Genomic DNA, 17012 nt, shown 5'->3' with positions numbered 1-17012 from the left:
CAGAGACACAAAAGGAAAACTTTCTTCCTTCACGGACGGAACGGCTCACGGAACGATCGCGAACAGCGCCACTAGCAGAGTGGCATTGGCAATGGCGAAGAACCCAAGCGAAGCAACCGTCTTTCTTGCTCCGAGTTCTGTGCGATGACGCCGCACATACCAGACGGCTCCGGCCCATTCCGCCAGCAGCGAGACGGCAACGAGCAGCTTCAGCGCCATTTTCACCCCCTTCGGGATTACTCACAGAGATTTTCTGCGAGGCAGCGCAGGGATTAAGGCGCCTTAGGCCTTTTTCCCAATTGTGGCGCGGTTATCCCACACCGTATGGCGGGATTTGTTGACCAGCAATCTGCAAGACTACTAACCGCGCCAAACTGGTTTTATTATAGCATGCAAAGCCAGCGCCTTAAATGAAGATTTTATTACAACACGGAAGCCTAATTAGTTGTTTTATATAAATATTAATCGCCAAAACGTTTCAAAAGCGATCCCATTTGCGTATGGACACCTTTGGCAATGAACAATACCATTGCCCAGGGAAAGAACAGGAATCCTATATAAATCATACCGAGCCAGAAACGACGGTTACGCCACGAACGTGAAGTATTATGAAGGCTGACCAGCCCGGATAGGAAATAGGGCAGCATAAGGATCAGGAACACGGTTTCACCGGCAAAATGATCGTTTCCCTTGCCTAGAAAAGCAAGCGCCATACCGGCCAGCACCACCGCGGGCAACCATGCAGGTATCCCCTGCGGCGTCAGCGCCAAACTCGGGCGCAGCGCCATATGCTGTGAGTTCAGGAACATATTCACCAGCAGCGTCATCCCGTAAATCATCATGACCCAGAGCCAGCCTGTGAGAGCGAAAATCATAAATACCCAGTCGCTCATGATAAGCTTCATGAAATGGGCCATGTTAGGATCTTTCGTATCGATCTGGCTGCCAAGCTGGCTCAGAATCGACTGGGATACGAGGGTTTTTAAATCGCTATGCTCAGGATAATTAATTGTCAGCACGGCCAGCATAAAAATGCCGGCAGCCATCAAGGTCAGGTCCGACAATATTTCCAGCACCGGATACCATTCGGTTTCAGCGTCTCCACCCCGCCACAATAATGCCTTGCGGATGAAATGGCATGCAGGAATAAGGAGCATTGCGGCCATGAACAGTACTGTGCCGCTATCGGTTGCCACGAGGACAATAAACGCTGCGATTGCGGCCGCTGCCAGGCTATGCCTGAAAGAGACCGACAATCCGATAAACGCCAGCGGCAGAATGGGCAGGAATAAGGGTAAAAGCTGCGCCTGCGGGCTATATACCGCCAGCAGAAAGGCGCTGCCGGACAGGATCCCGCATAATAAAACCGTTATAGCCTGTTTGGACAAAGTCACTAGGCCTCGCTGATTTTAGAAAGCCCAGACGGCTGGCCGCTTATTTATAACCGCAGGATAGCTTATTGTACGACAAACGCCAGCAATGCGAGATTGCGTGCACGCTTGATCGCACGGGAGAGTTCACGCTGCTTCTTAGCAGAAACGGACGTGATGCGCGAAGGCAGCATTTTGCCGCGCTCGGAGATGAAGCGGGTAAGCAGCTTCACATCTTTATAGTCAATCTTCGGCGCGTTGGGGCCGGACAACGGGCAGGATTTACGGCGACGGAAAAATACGCGACGCCCTGCTCCACCTTGTCCCGACTGTGATTCTGCTGCCTGGTATGCCATAATCTTAATCCTTAGTATTTTTTATTTAATGCTTATGCAGCGCCTTCAAACGCCTGGGATGTTTCTTCTTCGTCACGGCCGGACTTCTGCAGCATGACCGACGGACCTTCTTCGATCGCGTCAACGCGCACCGTCAGATGGCGAACCACGTCTTCATGCAGACCGATGTTACGCTCAAGCTCCTTCACTGCTTCATGGGAAGCGTTCAGGCCGAGCATCACATAGTGACCCTTGCGGTTTTTATTGATTTTATAAGCGAGGTTACGCAAGCCCCAATACTCATTCTTTACAACCTTACCGTTCTGCTGCTTGACGATATCGGTGAAGAATTCAGCAATTTTAGTTACATCCGCGCGCGAAACGTCCTGACGCACAACAAAAGTACTCTCATAGAGAGGCATACGATACTCCAAATATTGTTAGCCCGGAAAAGCCTGCCGGGGGATGCGTAATATACAGATTGTGAGCGATAATGCAAGCGATAATCGGGAATACATGTTTATCGTGATATTCCAGATTATTAACAATTGTTTATTGCCAAAAAACCTTTTACCCTTTACTAGGCACTGGACACGCGCAGAGCATAGGCTTACAGCGTGATATACACTATATATAAGGGAATGAATATATGAAACGTGCGATCGTATTTCCGGGACAGGGTTCACAAAGCGTCGGTATGGGTAAAGAGCTGGCGGCCAACTTTGGAACGGCAAAGCTTGTGTTCGAAGAAGTAGACTCCGCGCTCAGCCAGAATCTTTCCCGCATCATGTTCGATGGGCCGGAAGCCGACTTGACACTGACCGAGAACGCCCAGCCGGCGATTATGGCCTCTTCGATTGCGCTGCTGCGCGTACTGGAACAGGAAACCGGTTTTAATCCAACCGCTTATGGTCATTATTTCGCCGGTCACTCGCTGGGTGAATACACGGCACTGGCCGCTGCAGGCTCTTTAACGCTTGCCGATACGGCCCGACTGCTGAAGACACGCGGAAAGGCGATGCAGAAAGCCGTTCCGGTCGGCGAAGGCGCCATGGCCGCTATTCTTGGCCTCGAATTCGACCAGATCGCCGCCATTGTTGCGGAAGCTTCTGAAACCGGCATCTGCGCAATCGCCAATGATAACTCCCCGGGGCAGGTCGTCGTCAGCGGTACAACGGCGGCTGTGAATAAAGCCGTGGAGCTTGCCAAGGAAAAAGGCGCGAAACGCTCCGTGCTGCTGCCGGTCAGCGCACCGTTCCACTCACCGATGATGCAGCCCGCTGCCGATGTTATGGCAGGCGCGCTTGCCACCGTGACCGTTAATGCTCCTTCCCTTCCCGTGATTGCGAATGTTACCGCCCAGCCTGTCAATTCGCCGGACGACATCCGCAAATTGCTGGTGGAACAGGTGACTGGTATGGTACGCTGGCGTGAATCGATGCTGCAGGCAGCAACGCTCGGTGTCACGCAGGTGCTGGAAATCGGTGTCGGTAAAGTGCTGACGGGACTTGCCAAGCGTATCGATAAGAATCTGGAAGCTACATGCGTTGCATCGGTGGAAGATATCAAAGCGTTCAAGGTCGCGGCTTAATCTTTTCTTCGCTTATGATTCGCCGTTACTGTCGAAAATATGCTGCACTGCCATTCCTGCTGGTGCTGCTACTGGTAGCAGCGTGCGGCCCTTCAGGCGGCTTCCATCATGATTACGCATCAGGGCATTACGCTTCGGACATCACCCAATGCGCGCTTTATGCACGCGATGCTTCAGGCGTTGATCTTTACGGTGATGCCGGAAGCTGGTGGTATAAAGCTGCTGGCCGCTACCGGCGCGGCCATGTGCCCGAGAAGGGATCCGTGCTCGTTCTGAAGGGCAGTTCCCGTATGCCGCATGGGCATGTGGCCGTGGTAAAAAATGTTGTAGACCGGCGCAGTATTGATGTCACACACAGCAATTGGGGTCATAGCAGCAAAAGCCGCCATATTATTTATGACTCCATGCGCGTACTGGATATTTCACCCAATAATGACTGGACTTCCGTGCGCCTGTGGAACGACGAGCAAAACGTTTTCGGGTTTCCGTATGCCGCGTATGGGTTTATTTATCCTAATTGAATTGCTCCCGCTCCGCCCTACTGGCCTTCGCGATGAGCCTAACGCCTTCGGCGACTAAAGAGCACCAGTCTACTGACTGTGGTCCACGCTCGCCCACCTACGTTTAGCCCTTCGTCATACCGCGACTTGATCGCGGTATCTCCTGCTAACAATTCTTAGATGCCGTGGTCAAGCCACGGCATGACACAGCTGGTAAAACACTCCACTATGTCGGATCGACGGTGCCGTTGCCGATCATATTCAGTGCAGTCAAACTGGGGATGAAGAAATATTCGCCGCCGCGCGTTTCGATGAAGCGCGGGATGCCCTTGCAGAAATGCGGCGATTTGCCGGATCCCGGCTCCGCCGGAAACTGCATTCTTCCCTGCCCGTTGCCTTCTTTGTCGCAGGCATTATTACCCGTCAGCGGGTCTTTCTCGTTGGCGAGCTTGAAATCGTTGCTGTAGTTGATCCATTGCTGCTGCACGAATTCAAACTGGCGGGAGATGCTGGCTGCGAGTGCCATGAAGATAATACCGTGATTGCCGTTATCCGTTTTATCGGATGCGTTACCGTAAGGCAGGCCGCGGCGAAGGATGCGGCGACGATTGGATAATGCACCGGGCGTATTGAACGCGTCTTTCTGGCCGAACTCAAGGCTGCCGCGCGGGTTGGCACGGCGGATATGCGCGCCGAGCGGGCAGCGGCTTCCCTGCAGATCGTCTTTATAATCAAAACCCACAAGCTTGCTCAGCAGCGTCAGGTATTTGATTTCCAGTTCCGCTTCCTGCAGCATGCCGCGCGCATTATGCAAGGCGTGGCGTGTATCCTGCAGCTCTTTCATGAACGCATCAGCTTCTTTTTCTTGTGGAAACAATGCCAGCGGCGCGCCGTTGCGCCAACGGCCTGCGAACTTGGCCGCGATCAATTCCTTATCATTCTCCGGATGACGCGCTGCTTCCTGTTCCAGATAGGAGTTGAAAGAGCCGACATTTTCATGCAGCTTGCGGTACACCATGAATGTGCCGTTCTTCCCCAGCAAATACGGGCTCGGCGTTGCCGATTGTTCCTTCGCTTCGTCACGCAGCCCCATGATGAATTCACCGGGTTCCAACGCATCCCATCCGAACGGCGAGGCCGGATTACGCCCGTTAGGCTTGCCTGCACCTAGTACATAAGCCGGGTTTTCTCCGGTGCCTTTAAAGAACGGATCGCTGATGCCGTCCGTATAGCCGAAATGTTCCTTGGGCGTCACTTTGCCTGCGTCATCGAATAACGCCGCCGCTTCCTGATAGGGCAGATTATCCGCGCCGTTTTCACCGCGGTGTCCGTGTAGCTGGATAACACCGGGGCCTACAAGAGTCAGTTTCTGCTGCAAAACAGCATAGGCTTTTTCCAGCGCTTCCATGCTCTGCGCATTGATGGCCACCCATATTGCTACACGATGTTCTTCGTGGCACCAGACCGGGTCCCAATATTCCGGCGCGCTTTTCTGATCATCCCCGAGAATTTCGCGGCGTGTTCTCATGCCCTCGGTAAAATCCGATGGGAAACTATGCAGACTTTCATCGCATAGCCCCAGGCTTTTAAGACCGTGATAAGTGAAGGCGATATTAAGCGTGCTATCTGGCTTATGCAGTCCCTCAGCGCCTTCCTTTTGTTTCCATGCGACCGCCGTTGTCACCAGTGGTGTCAGTTCGCGAACAAATTTGCGTCCTGCATCGCCGTCATGCACGCTAAACAGAATATAGCGCGCATACGGAAAACCATAACGTCCATAGGACTTTATGATATTGCCCTGTATATCCGCCAAATCGAGAGAGATGCTATTATTCATCGCCGCCCCTTATCCTATAACTTGTTGTAATGATGCTGCGGGTTTTCCTGCGTCATGCCCGGAGTCCAGGTCGGCCCTGCCAGGTTTTCCGGCTGTACGGCGCTGATGAATTTCTCGAATGCCGCCTGCAGTTCCACAGCGCTCTTGCCGTAATTGTCATACACAAAGCGTGAGAATTCCTGCTTGAGGTAAAGCGATTTGAGCTGTTCTGCCAGCGGTGCGCCGTTGGAGCCGTTGAAGAACAGATCGTTATTGACCTGGCAGCGTTTAACGTAGGCAATGAAGTCATTCACGCTGCGCACATGCTCGAACGCTACGCAATATTCCCAGATGGAACGGATATCCCGCTCGGCATTGCGCCACATTCCCTCCAGGTAAGTATCGAGATCGCCATGGAAGTTTGCGCAGAACACAAGGTAGCGCGACTTCAGATGCTCCTCGCATGCCGGATAGCTTTCGTAGAACACATCGTCGAGTACATAAAACCGGCACAGATAGGTGTTCGGCACTTTCGCCATCGGGCTCAATGCATCCAGCGGAAGCGCCTCTAAGCGGTTGCGCACGATATTGCCGCAGCATGCCCCGTCAATATCGCCCTTGATAGGGCATAATAATGTCAGGCCGTATGCGCCTGCTGCTGTATTTGCCATGGTGTTTTTCCTTCCCGTTATGCTGCTGTCTGACGCCGCGCCAAGACGGCCTGCGTTGCGAGGCTTACGATCGGCGTCGGTTCCATCATGCTGATATTGCTCTGCATCGCATTGAGGAATGCGTCATAGCGTTTTTTAAAATCCTCCGGCGTGGTGCCGCGTGTTTTGCTCACGAAATCCAGCAGCCCATCCCTGAGCTCTTTGGCGGCCTTAACATCGTTGGAGGCAGCCAGCGGATAGGCATTATAGTAATGATTCGTCCATATCTGGTTATACGTAATATAGGAATGAAACGGCGACAACGGCACGGAACCGGGGTAGCGCACGTTCCATTTCCAGAACAGGTTCAGGCCGGTCGGAATGGCCATATGGAATGAATCGACATATTGCGTCCAGCTGCCATTGAAATTGCTGAAGAAGAACATATAGCTGTATTTGATCGTCTCGCGCGGCTGGGAAGCATCCAGATGCGGAAAATCACACGGCCTTACAATGGCCCAGCGCGCATAATGAATAAGCGACAGTGTCATCAGCCCCTTGAGCTTGCTGATAATGAAAGGCGTAAAGAGCGGAATGGAGACTTTTGTCCCGATGGTCACAGCAAGAAAAATGCCGCGGTTGAACCAGCGCGTCCACCAGCGGATGGGCGTGACGACATTCATGGCATAGGATTTTCCGGCGATATTGGACATAGTGTTTATTCCTATAATTTAGAGGTGGCGAGTGCATCGCCCCCTACGGCTTCGCCTACCCCCTCTAAAGGGGGCGTCATATAAAATTCCTCCGCGTATCCACGCACTGCTTTTCTTTGCATGTTACGCACCGAACTCCACTTTCAGGCTAGTGGGGAATCCGTCGCGGCTCTGTATCTTGCCTTCCTCGCCGCCCTTGCGCCGCAGGTTCGGCAGTTTCAGGATAGCTTTCACGATAAGGGGAATCTGCGCCATGTTAATATACTGGCCAAAGCAGGTATGCATGCCATAGCCGAAATGCATATACTGGTAATCCGGGCGGTCGAGCCTGAAGCGGCACGGCGACTTCACCTGCCTGCCGTCCAGCATTGCAGACTGAGTCAACACCACGACTTTTTCGCCTTTGCGGATTTTGGTCGCATGGAACGAGCCTGCCGCCACGGTATAATCTTCATTCGTGATACGGAAGATACCGGGTGAGAACGGATTGAGGCGCAGCGATTCCAGCACGTATTTACGCATGAGCGCGTTGTCATCACGCAGCGCCGCCTCATGTGCTGCAGCCAGCAGATCAGGATGATCCAGCAGATAGTCGATCACGAGCGCCACGCATTTGGATGTAGTCGGAATCGCGCCGATGATGATGCCGATCATATTGTTGCGAATATCTACATCTGTCATACCGGGCGTACCGGATGTCTGCAGGGCCAACGAACGTGCTATCGTATCATCCCCTGTAACACCTGCGGCTTTGCGCTTCGCAATCAGATCATCAAGATAGGCTCGCAGTTTTGCAGCATCAGTAACGGCCTTGTCATCCACTTCCTTGGGATTTTTCGGAGCAAAAAGATATTGAAAGAGATAAGTCGTCCAGTCGATCAATTCGGCCTCGCTTGTACCCGGAACCCCCATATATTCCTTGACGAAGCGTGCCGGCACTGCACCGCCCAGATCTTTCACCACGTCAAGCTCGCGCGTGCGCCCCGAAAGCACTTCCCTGCACAGCCGCTCGATCATCGGCATGATGATGCTGTCAATATCCTCGCGGCAGATCAGGATGCGCATGTTCGAAACATCGCGCATATAAGTCGGCGTGTTATCCATTCCGAGGAAGAAATTACTGCCTGCCGTCACCACTCCCATTTTCTGCGCATAGGTCACACCGAACACATCCGGTCGCGACAGCACTTCCTGCACATCCGCAAACCGGCTCACAATCGTAAGGTCGCCGAAGGTCAGAACAGGCTTAATATTACGCAACAGACAGAACGCGAAAGGAAGGTGTTTTAGCGCAAACGCCTGTAATGTATCTTTCAATGCCATTGTTCAACCATTAAGAGAGATTATCGGCTGACCTGTAGCATTGCCGTTCATGCTTTTCAATTGAGCCTTTTCGTTTTTGGAATATATTCGCGCGCAATTGCAAAACTGCAACAGATGGTTGTATTTCAACTTACGGTTATTGCATATCCTGTGCTGGCAGCATATAGTCGCGCGCATTTCTCTATACAATATAACTAACCATTCGAACATACATGGCCAATATCATTTTCTGTGCGGACGGCACATGGGATACCGACCTGCCGGATAAAAAGCCTCTCAGTAACGTCGCAAAATTATTCAACGCACTTGAGCAGTCCGATGCACAAATTACTCATTACGATGACGGCATAGGGGCAGACGGCAACCGTGTCGAAAAGTTTATGGGCGGTTTTTTCGGTGTGGGCCTGTTCGAGAAAATCAAGAATGGGTACGATTACATCGCTCAACATTATAATGAGGGCGACCGCCTCTATTTTTTCGGCTTCAGCCGCGGCGCCTATACAGTGCGCAGTCTTGCCGGAATGATTGCAGCCTGCGGTTTGCCGGATAAAAGCCTCATCACCGCCAGCACCAGTTCGGATGTATTAAGCGCTTACCGCAGCCGCAACAGCGCGCAACTGGAAGCCGTCCGGAAACAATATGGCAATCGTGAAATTACTATCGCTATGATCGGCGTGTGGGATACGGTCGGCTCGCTCGGTATTCCCGGCGATATTTTTGAAGGCTTTGACACCAAAATTTATGGTTTTCTGGATACGACCCTGCATCCCAATGTCGATGCGGCATATCAGGCATTATCTGTTGACGAACGGCGCAAAGAATTTCCTCCTACATTATGGAACGGCCCCACTCGTCCGGGACAAAAACTACGGCAGACCTGGTTTGCCGGAGTGCACTGCGATGTGGGAGGAGGTTATGCGGATTGCGGACTTTCCGAAATCCCGCTTGCATGGATGATGCACAGGGCGAAAGAGGAAGGCGTGCTATTTAATGCGGACAGTTTTACAAGCTGCACTACGCTTGCGGAAGCGAATGCGCTCGCACCGGCACATGAATCCTGGAAAAAGACCTGGGGAGCGCCGAGGATGCGTGATATCATCGATATCATCACGCCCGATATGACAATGGCTAACAGCGTGCTAATACGCACGCAGAAAATGCCTTCCTACAAGCCGCTCAATTGCGAGCCGATTTTTGCCGTGACTCCTTATGCCTTGAAGATTGAAGACGTAATGGGATAATCTGCCTATCGCCACATTATGAAAGAGAGTGTTTATGATACTCCACGCCCCATTCGTGCTTGCCGCGCTCGTGCTGATGATCATTGCATATTATATCAGCAAACATTTTGCGCGCATGCATGCGACGATCTATCGCAATACTTTCCGAAAAGACGCACAGGATACGTTCTGGCATGAGGTGGATGAAAGGATTAAGCAGCACCAATCCACCGCGGTTAAAACCAATGAGTGGGTTTTCAAAACGCTGCTGGCGTCATTCATCGCGCTGCTCTTTCCGGCCTATATTTCCACCTGGATTATCGTAGCCGCACTTGTTGCGATCACGCCTGTATTCTGCTGGTCTATCTATGTCAGCCAATATGCTGCTACGGTGAAGGAAGTGCTTCATACAACGCATCGTCCTCGTTAAATATTACAATCCATCACTGTCTTAAGAAGAGATTCTGTCTCAATCGAAGGACCATGAAATGGCTGCTTTATAACCTTCTTTATCGAGCGCTTATAGTTTCCTTATAACAAAAGAATTGTCGGGTTATATACCTCTTACGTTACAGCCAGTACCAATAGTGCTTCGTTATCATCAGCCGGAGGAGATATGGCACTGGCAATGTTTGCATTATGCGCTTTTTTCCTGCTCATCGCCGCGCATCCTTTTGTTACTTACCCTCTCACGCTTTATTTTATCCGCGCGCGCGGATGGCGTCCCAGATTTGTTCCGACGGATGGGCCGCAGCGCATGGCCATTTGTGTCTGCGCCTATAACGAGGAAGGTATTATCGAGCAGAAAGCGGAAAACCTGCTCGAGATCAAGCGTGCTTTTCCCGACACTGAAATCGCCATCTATGTGGATGGGGCGACTGACAGGACAGCGGAAATCCTGAGCCGTTACAGCGATGAGTTCAAACTCCATATTTCCCCGCAGCGCTACGGCAAGACGCATGGCATGAATCTGCTGGTCGCTCAGACGACTGCTCCCATCGTCATTTTCACCGACGCCAATGTCATGGTGGATGTTAATTCACTTCGCGCCCTGCCCGGCTATTTCAGCAATCCGGAAGTAGGATGCGTCTGCGGTCACCTGAAATATGTCAACTCTCATGAAACCGTCACTGCGCAAAACGGCTCGGCCTACTGGCGCCTGGAAGAATTCATTAAGACGATGGAAAGCGATACGGGCTCTGCGATGGGCGCGGACGGTTCTCTGTTCGCTATTCGCCGCGAACTGCATAATCCGCCGCCGGATGATATTATCGACGATATGTTTGTTTCGCTCAGCATTCTGTGCGACGGCTACCGTATCGTGCGCGCGCCGAATGTGATTGCTTACGAGAAATCCGTCACCTCGGCGCAGGAAGAATTCCGCCGCAAAGTGCGCATTGCCTGCCAGGCATTCAACGTGCACCGCCTGCTCTGGCCGCGCCTGCGTAAGCTCAGTGCGCTCGACCTCTATAAATACATCTCGCACAAGTTCATCCGCTGGCTCAGCATTTACTGGCTGGTATGTGCCGCGCTTTCTTTTGAGGCGGGCATGATCAGCGCAGGCTCCCCTATTGCCGGGCTTATAATCATCGCGCTTGGCATCATGGTGCTCTCTGTCGGTGTGCTCGCGCAACTACCCATCATCACGCAGGTAGCTGATCTTATCAGCGCGTTTGTTGCCACGGGACTCGGCGTGTGGCGTTCACTCTCGGGAGACCATTTCCAGACCTGGTCGCCGGCTTCTTCTATCCGGCGCGCTTAAGCGCAAGGATTCTGCCGAACGTGCGCAGGTAAAGCTGCTCGACAAGCCGCTCTATGAGATAGGCGGGCACCGGATGCGGACGACGGAAAGCCGCAAGCGCTGCCTGCGTATTTCGCTCTTTCACCGCGCGGATCAGCAGCCGCCACTGCAGGCGGCAATCGACGCTGCGGGCATGGCGGCGCAACGCTTCCCGGTCCTCCCTGCTTATGCCCAGTTCCGACAGAAGCTGCACACCGCAATCGCGTAAAATCTGCAAGTCCGTTTCGCTATGCGTGCCGCTCAGTGAATTCGGACGTACGACGGAGACATAGCCCTGCGGCGGAACCAGTACCAGCCGCGCCCCGAGCGCAAGACTGCGTGCATAAAGCTCAAAATCTTCCCCTAAGCGCATATGTTCCTGATAGCGTATGCCGTGCTCTGCCAGGAATTCCCGGCGCATCAGCGGCTTGATGAATCCCAGCTCCTTGCGGTCGCTTCCGCGCCCTGTCACATTCGACAGGACGAATTCCTGAAACCCCACGAGGCGTGGGCCTTCCAGCGCATCTCCCAGCAGACTTTTGCGCGGGCCTTCCACTGCTGTTTCCGGCACCTGCCAGAGATCATCCGCTATCATATCCGCGTTTTCACCATATGCGAGCAGGCCTGCCGTGCGGCCGGGCAGCAGGAAATCATCCGCATCCAGAATGCCGATCCAGGCCGAAGTGCTGTTTGCGATGGCGACATTGCGCGCTGCTGACGGTCCCCGGTTTACAGGCTGCACGAGCACTTTAAGACGTCTCGTTCCGTCGTCACACATGAGTGCTGCTTCCACGGTACCGTCCGAAGAAGCATCATCAACCACAACCACTTCCGTTACCTCAGGTTCCGCCAATGCAGAGCGGATTGCGCGGGCGATAGTAGCTTGTGCATTATAAGCGGCGATAACGATGCAAACAGTGTGATTATCCATGGGCCTTATATGTTTATGATGTTTTGTGGGGAACGAAGTATAGTATCTTTATAAAGCTCCCTCCTACCTTGGCGTTTTATAAAGGGGACACCTAATGGGTTATTCAGCCGATCTTTCAACATCGTTCGGGCGCATACCGGGCGTTCATTATTTCCTCCGCCCGCAGCGCGAATCCTCCGAGGACAATTCCCTGCCGGAGATCAGTGCGCTTGCGAAGAAGCGCGTGCCTTACCTCGATGGCTGGCGCGGCATGGCGATCCTGCTCGTATTGACGGCGCATTTTTACGGCATCGTCTATAATCTCGGCTATCTCGGCGTAGACACTTTCTTTGTGCTTTCGGGTCTGCTGATGGGCCGCATTCTGTTCGTCGATCAGGTTCCGTTGCGCACATTCTACCGCAACCGTATCGCGCGTATCTTTCCTGTATACTATCTCTATCTTGCCGTGATCAGCTTCATGATGCTGCACCATATGGTCAAACTGCATGCTAGCGACATCGGCTATGCTGCGATTTTCATGCGCACCTATTTGGGCGATTACTCCATATGGAATGACGATGCGATCCAGCTCAGCCATACCTGGTCGCTCAATATTGAAGAGCATTGCTACCTCCTGTTATCCATCATCAGCCTCATTACCCTGCGCAAGAACGAATCTGCAGCACGTCTCTTTGTCACCGCTGCGGCACTGCTATGCATTGGGTTTCTGGGCTATTACAAAACCCATCCGCCCGCCAGTCCCTCGCCGTTCTTCCTGCGCACGGAATGTGCCGGTTTTTCCATCTTCGCTTCCGCAGCCATTTATCTGTGGCGCAGAAAACTACCGTTTACCGTTCCATCCTACGTACCGCTTGCCGCCACCGCTTTGGGCTTTGCCATCGGCGCATTCTCCACGCATGGCTTTGGCAAGTTCATCTACCCTTCCCTGTTCCTGGCGATTGCCGTCAATACACTTGACGCCGCGCCTGCCTGGTTTCTTTCCATCCTTTCGAACCCGGTGCTCATGTGGTTCGGCATCTGCTCCTACTCCATCTATATGTGGCAGCAGATCTTCTTCTCCATGGTGATGGAAAGTGCGCCTTCGATACGAGTACTCGGTGTTTGCATCGCCGTCGCAGTAGGCGCATTCTCCTTCTATTTCTATGAACAGCCCATGCGCAAACGCCTGCATGCGCCTAAGCGGCAACAGCAGTAGGCGTAGGCGTTGCGGCTTCGGCAAGAATCTGCTCCAGCTGCTCCATTCTCACTTCCGTGCGCATTTCCGGGCGGTTGAAGTGGCAATGCGCCGCCATGGAAAGATAAGCGTAGTGTTTCTCGTCATGCCATAAGCGCCGGATACCTTCCACCCATTGCTCAATCGGCCCATCCGGATCGAGCACGATTCCGCCCTGTCCTACGGCTTCCGGCAGGCCGCCGCGATTGGAGGCTACAACAGGAATGCCGCTGCACTGGGCTTCACTCGCCACACGCCCATACGCTTCTTCCCAGCGGCTCGGCGCGAGCAGGATTTTACTTTTGCTGTAAACCTGACGCATATCACGCACGGACGGGCTTAACGTGACATTGGGAACGGCTGAAAGCTGCTGCATCAGCTGCGCCTTATAACCCGGCTCCAGCGGCCACGCCTCCACAAAGGTAAAAGGTATATCCGGGCAGCAGCGTGCAATATTGATCGCGATATCCACGCCCTTTTTCGGGTGGGGATTAATGAATGTCACATTCTGCCTGGATGTCTGCGTTTTGTAGTGATCCGGCGATACGAACGGATAGACCACATAAGGGCTCACGCCAAAAGCGTTATGATATCTGTGCGCGGTGAAATAAGAGTTCGCGATGCAGGGAACATTACCCAGTTCTTCAAATGGGCCGCCATGATCGTCGAATTCAACATCCTGAAGCATCATCAGAACAGGCACGCCTGCACGCTGCACGGCCTGCGCCATGCGTACGGGCTGCCTTGCCAGCACAATCACGAGGTCGGGCTTGGTCTGTTCCAGTACGTAATCCGCGCTTTCCCATGGAAACCAGGCACGCCAGATGGGGATGCCGTCTATCATGTCGCGCGCAGCCTTACGCCGCATCAATTTCATGATCACCCTGCCGCGCATACCGATATAGCCTTCCCCCATCAACGCGCAAAGGAAAGATACTTCATGTCCGCGCTGTTTCAACTGCAATGCCATCTGCTTGGAGCTGGACTGCAGCCCGCCGAGCATCTGGGGAATGAAAGGATGTGCCGTAGCGAATAAGATTTTCATACTGCCTACCAATCTTGCAATGGACTATAAAGACCGAACGGGTAACAGACCCCGACATACGCAACATTCAGCGGATACCACTGCCAGAAACGCCGGTCGCTACGTATCATCGACAACAACTGGTCAGAGTGCCAAGAGCGGTGCTTCAGATAATAGCGAACGCTCAGCCAGGCGAAAGCACGCCGGATTTTCCGGATCCGGTGATCGAAAAATTTAGCATCGTCTTCGGAAAGACGCAGCGTATTCCTGAATCTGTATAGCGCAAGAAGGATGCCCATATGGCGCTCCAGATGCCCCGGTTCATTCCAATCGTATTTGCTGGAATAGATATTCACCCCGTCGGCACAGCTCACCAGTTCTTCCAGCACGCAGCAGATGCGCCTGCTTTTATCGATAAGCTGAAACAGGAACAGGCAATCCTCGCCCGCTATTTGCAGCACTTCATCAAACCGGAGCCCCTGCAGAATTTCGCGCCGGAACACGATCGTCGGCATCATGGAGACACGGTTGCGTAGCGAGAAGCGGTAAAAGTCTTCTTTATTAGGCTCATATACATGGTCTTCGATGGCTTTTGCCTTCGTGCGGTAGAGAAACTGCGCAAAATCTTTTTCTGAAAAGAACGACTCTTCGTTGCCCTGCCTGCGGCAGTCACAGAAATAATAATCGAAGCCCTGTTCGAGAACACCGACCGCCCTTGCAATATGACGCGTATTCCAGATGTCGTCGGAATCGAGAAACGCGATATAGCGTATGGACTCATTATCTGCACGCTCGAGCCCTGCATTACGTGCCGCCGCTACGCCTTTATTCGGCTGTTTCACGACTTCCAGCATATGCGGCTCTTTTACCTCAAGCCCTTCCACTTCCTTATCCACCGGCGCAGGCGAGCCGTCATCCACTACGATAATCTTCATGCTCACTTCCGGCGGGAGATCCTGCGCGACCACAGAATCCAGTGCACGACGGAGTATTCCTTCGCGTTTCTGATAATAGGGAATAATCACAGCCACAGTAATCATATACGTCCTTCCTTGCCCGGATACATGTGGAACAGCAGACGGGTTGCGAATTCCGCCGAGCGACGCAACGTACGGCGGCCATTGCGGAACAGGCCCATGGTCAGCGCGAATATACCGTAGGATATGACCAGTCCTTCGATGAGGAGCAGGATATCCGGCCCGGTGACCGTCTGCTTCAGATAATAGAGCACCATTGCCGTTACCATGCCGCTTGCCGTGTGAGGCATCACGGAGATGATCACATCCGGCAGTTGCACGGGACCGCGACGTGTGGCATACCACCACAGCAGCGGCGTGCGGATATATTCGCTGGCCGCATAGGCAATCGCCACTCCCATGCCGCCGTAAGGCAGGCCGATTACAAAAGCCGCTACGCTTGTGATTGCATTGAAGATGCCCCATTTGGCGAAGTCACCTGCACGCCCCTGGCTAATGAACATCCAGCCGGTGGGAGAATTAAGTATCTGCGCAAGGCTTGCTATGCCCAGCGGCACAAAAATATCGGCCGCATCGCTCCATTTACGGCCCAGTACGAACGGCACGAGCGTATGCGACAGCATCACGGCCCAGATGATACCCGGCCATATTGCCACCAGTAATTGTTCCTGCGTATTATGGATGAGGCTGCGGTATTTACCCGTTTCCTCCCTTACCCGCGACAGCAGCGGAATCATCGTGCCCGCAAGCGGCGAAACGATGCGCTGGATCGGGAATAGCAAAAGCTTATAAGCACGGTCGTAGAAGCCCAGCGACTGTTCGCCCCAGGTGCGACCAATCAGGATATTGTCAGCGCATCCGGCGATAAAGGTGGTAATATTGACGCTCGTGATGCCTGCGCCGAATTTCAGCATATCCTGCAGGCCCGCAACACGTTTGGGAAAAGACGGACGCCAGCCTGATGCGACCCATGCACCGATGACCGGGATAATTACGGCTGTGGCCATACCAAAATAGAGCGCCCAATATTCTTTTATGACTATAGCTGCTATCACCGACACGACCAGCCCGCTCAAAGTGCCAATAATATCAATGATGGCGAGGCGGCTAAACTCCATACGGCGCTGCAAAAGCGCGCCGTGCTGCCCGCCGAGCGAGCCCACCCATATCAATGCGCCTACCGCAATAGAAAGAGATACGACACGCTGGTCGTGATAATACCAGCCTATTACAGGGCTGAACAAAGCGATCAGCAGGCAGAGCACGGCTCCCATCGCGACATTCAGCCAGAAGAAGACATTCACTTCGCCATGAGACAGATTTGCCCTCTGCACCGTTGCTTGGCTTAAGCCCAGATCATGAAAAATAAGCACGAAGGAATAGACAGGCGCCACCATCGCCATCACGCCGAAATCCGCAGGTGAAAGCAGGCGCGACAAAATGATGACCGAGCCGAACTGGCTCAGCAATTTAACTGCCTGCACGACGCCGGAATTGATAATACCCGACGCCATATGGCGCGACAGTTCCTTGTGCCTTGGTTCAAATAATCCTTCGCTCATAGATAGC

Annotated in this window: 18 protein-coding genes; 6 read left to right on the top strand and 12 right to left on the bottom strand. The window is 53.1% G+C overall.

Annotated elements, in window-relative coordinates; all coding sequences use genetic code 11:
* Positions 1-45 precede the first annotated feature (45 nt).
* From VFT64_04750 to rpsF, 4 genes are all read right to left on the bottom strand, one after another.
* Entirely contained in the window at positions 46-225 is a 180-nt protein-coding gene (locus tag VFT64_04750) for a hypothetical protein (GenBank protein ID HEU5047136.1), read from the bottom strand.
* Positions 226-461: 236 nt separating this feature from the next.
* On the bottom strand, positions 462-1388 hold the full coding sequence (locus VFT64_04745; GenBank protein HEU5047135.1) for a hypothetical protein: 927 nt from the start codon (positions 1386-1388) through the stop codon (positions 462-464).
* A 68-nt stretch (positions 1389-1456) separates the two neighbouring features.
* Positions 1457-1726 (bottom strand): 30S ribosomal protein S18, encoded by a 270-nt coding sequence (gene rpsR / locus VFT64_04740; protein ID HEU5047134.1) that lies wholly within the window; start codon positions 1724-1726, stop codon positions 1457-1459.
* A 32-nt stretch (positions 1727-1758) separates the two neighbouring features.
* Positions 1759-2127 carry a 30S ribosomal protein S6 gene (gene rpsF, locus VFT64_04735; GenBank protein HEU5047133.1) on the bottom strand — a complete coding sequence of 123 codons (369 nt, stop codon included), beginning with the start codon at positions 2125-2127 and terminating at the stop codon, positions 1759-1761.
* 227 nt (positions 2128-2354) lie between these two features.
* Here rpsF and fabD point away from each other — a divergent pair, with 227 nt between their 5' ends.
* Positions 2355-3296 (top strand): ACP S-malonyltransferase, encoded by a 942-nt coding sequence (gene fabD, locus VFT64_04730; protein ID HEU5047132.1) that lies wholly within the window; start codon positions 2355-2357, stop codon positions 3294-3296.
* 14 nt (positions 3297-3310) lie between these two features.
* Positions 3311-3817, top strand: a complete 507-nt coding sequence (locus VFT64_04725) for a CHAP domain-containing protein (GenBank protein ID HEU5047131.1) — start codon at positions 3311-3313, stop codon at positions 3815-3817.
* A gap of 205 nt (positions 3818-4022) precedes the next feature.
* Here the strand turns inward: VFT64_04725 and VFT64_04720 are convergent, their stop codons facing one another.
* The 4 genes from VFT64_04720 to VFT64_04705 form a co-directional block, all read right to left on the bottom strand.
* Entirely contained in the window at positions 4023-5633 is a 1611-nt protein-coding gene (locus VFT64_04720; GenBank protein HEU5047130.1) for a Dyp-type peroxidase, read from the bottom strand.
* 14 nt (positions 5634-5647) lie between these two features.
* Positions 5648-6283 (bottom strand): hypothetical protein, encoded by a 636-nt coding sequence (locus VFT64_04715; GenBank protein ID HEU5047129.1) that lies wholly within the window; start codon positions 6281-6283, stop codon positions 5648-5650.
* Positions 6284-6300: 17 nt separating this feature from the next.
* Positions 6301-6975 (bottom strand): hypothetical protein, encoded by a 675-nt coding sequence (locus VFT64_04710; GenBank protein HEU5047128.1) that lies wholly within the window; start codon positions 6973-6975, stop codon positions 6301-6303.
* A 123-nt stretch (positions 6976-7098) separates the two neighbouring features.
* A complete protein-coding gene (locus tag VFT64_04705) occupies positions 7099-8298 on the bottom strand; it encodes a cytochrome P450 (GenBank protein HEU5047127.1) in 1200 nt (399 codons plus the stop codon).
* Positions 8299-8510: 212 nt separating this feature from the next.
* On the opposite strand from VFT64_04705, the gene VFT64_04700 reads away from it, so the two are divergent.
* From VFT64_04700 to VFT64_04690, 3 genes are all read left to right on the top strand, one after another.
* Positions 8511-9539: a DUF2235 domain-containing protein gene (locus VFT64_04700; GenBank protein HEU5047126.1), complete on the top strand. Its 1029-nt coding sequence runs from the start codon at positions 8511-8513 to the stop codon at positions 9537-9539.
* A gap of 34 nt (positions 9540-9573) precedes the next feature.
* A complete protein-coding gene (locus VFT64_04695) occupies positions 9574-9948 on the top strand; it encodes a hypothetical protein (protein HEU5047125.1) in 375 nt (124 codons plus the stop codon).
* Between the two features lie 186 nt (positions 9949-10134).
* Positions 10135-11280: a glycosyltransferase gene (locus tag VFT64_04690; protein ID HEU5047124.1), complete on the top strand. Its 1146-nt coding sequence runs from the start codon at positions 10135-10137 to the stop codon at positions 11278-11280.
* Here VFT64_04690 and VFT64_04685 read toward each other — a convergent pair.
* Positions 11264-12229, bottom strand: coding sequence for a glycosyltransferase family 2 protein (locus VFT64_04685; GenBank protein HEU5047123.1), 966 nt, complete (start codon positions 12227-12229; stop codon positions 11264-11266). The two genes, VFT64_04690 and VFT64_04685, sit on opposite strands and share 17 nt — an antisense overlap.
* A gap of 94 nt (positions 12230-12323) precedes the next feature.
* Between VFT64_04685 and VFT64_04680 the strand changes: the two genes are divergently transcribed.
* Positions 12324-13424 carry an acyltransferase gene (locus VFT64_04680; protein ID HEU5047122.1) on the top strand — a complete coding sequence of 367 codons (1101 nt, stop codon included), beginning with the start codon at positions 12324-12326 and terminating at the stop codon, positions 13422-13424.
* Here the strand turns inward: VFT64_04680 and VFT64_04675 are convergent.
* The 3 genes from VFT64_04675 to VFT64_04665 are packed head-to-tail and all read right to left on the bottom strand — an operon-like array spanning position 13405 to position 17005.
* On the bottom strand, positions 13405-14487 hold the full coding sequence (locus VFT64_04675; GenBank protein ID HEU5047121.1) for a glycosyltransferase: 1083 nt from the start codon (positions 14485-14487) through the stop codon (positions 13405-13407). The genes VFT64_04680 and VFT64_04675 overlap by 20 nt on opposite strands.
* 5 nt (positions 14488-14492) lie before the next feature.
* A complete protein-coding gene (locus tag VFT64_04670; protein ID HEU5047120.1) occupies positions 14493-15506 on the bottom strand; it encodes a glycosyltransferase family 2 protein in 1014 nt (337 codons plus the stop codon).
* The gene (locus VFT64_04665; GenBank protein HEU5047119.1) at positions 15503-17005 is read right to left on the bottom strand and encodes a lipopolysaccharide biosynthesis protein; all 1503 of its coding nucleotides are present in this window, start codon (positions 17003-17005) and stop codon (positions 15503-15505) included. The genes VFT64_04670 and VFT64_04665 overlap by 4 nt, the downstream gene beginning before the upstream one ends.
* Positions 17006-17012: the final 7 nt, after the last annotated feature.

The organism is Rickettsiales bacterium (genome assembly GCA_035765535.1).
GTDB lineage: Bacteria > Pseudomonadota > Alphaproteobacteria > Rickettsiales > JABCZZ01 > JABCZZ01.
Note: the sequence above shows the minus strand (reverse complement) of the source record. Positions and strands in the feature narration are given on the sequence as shown.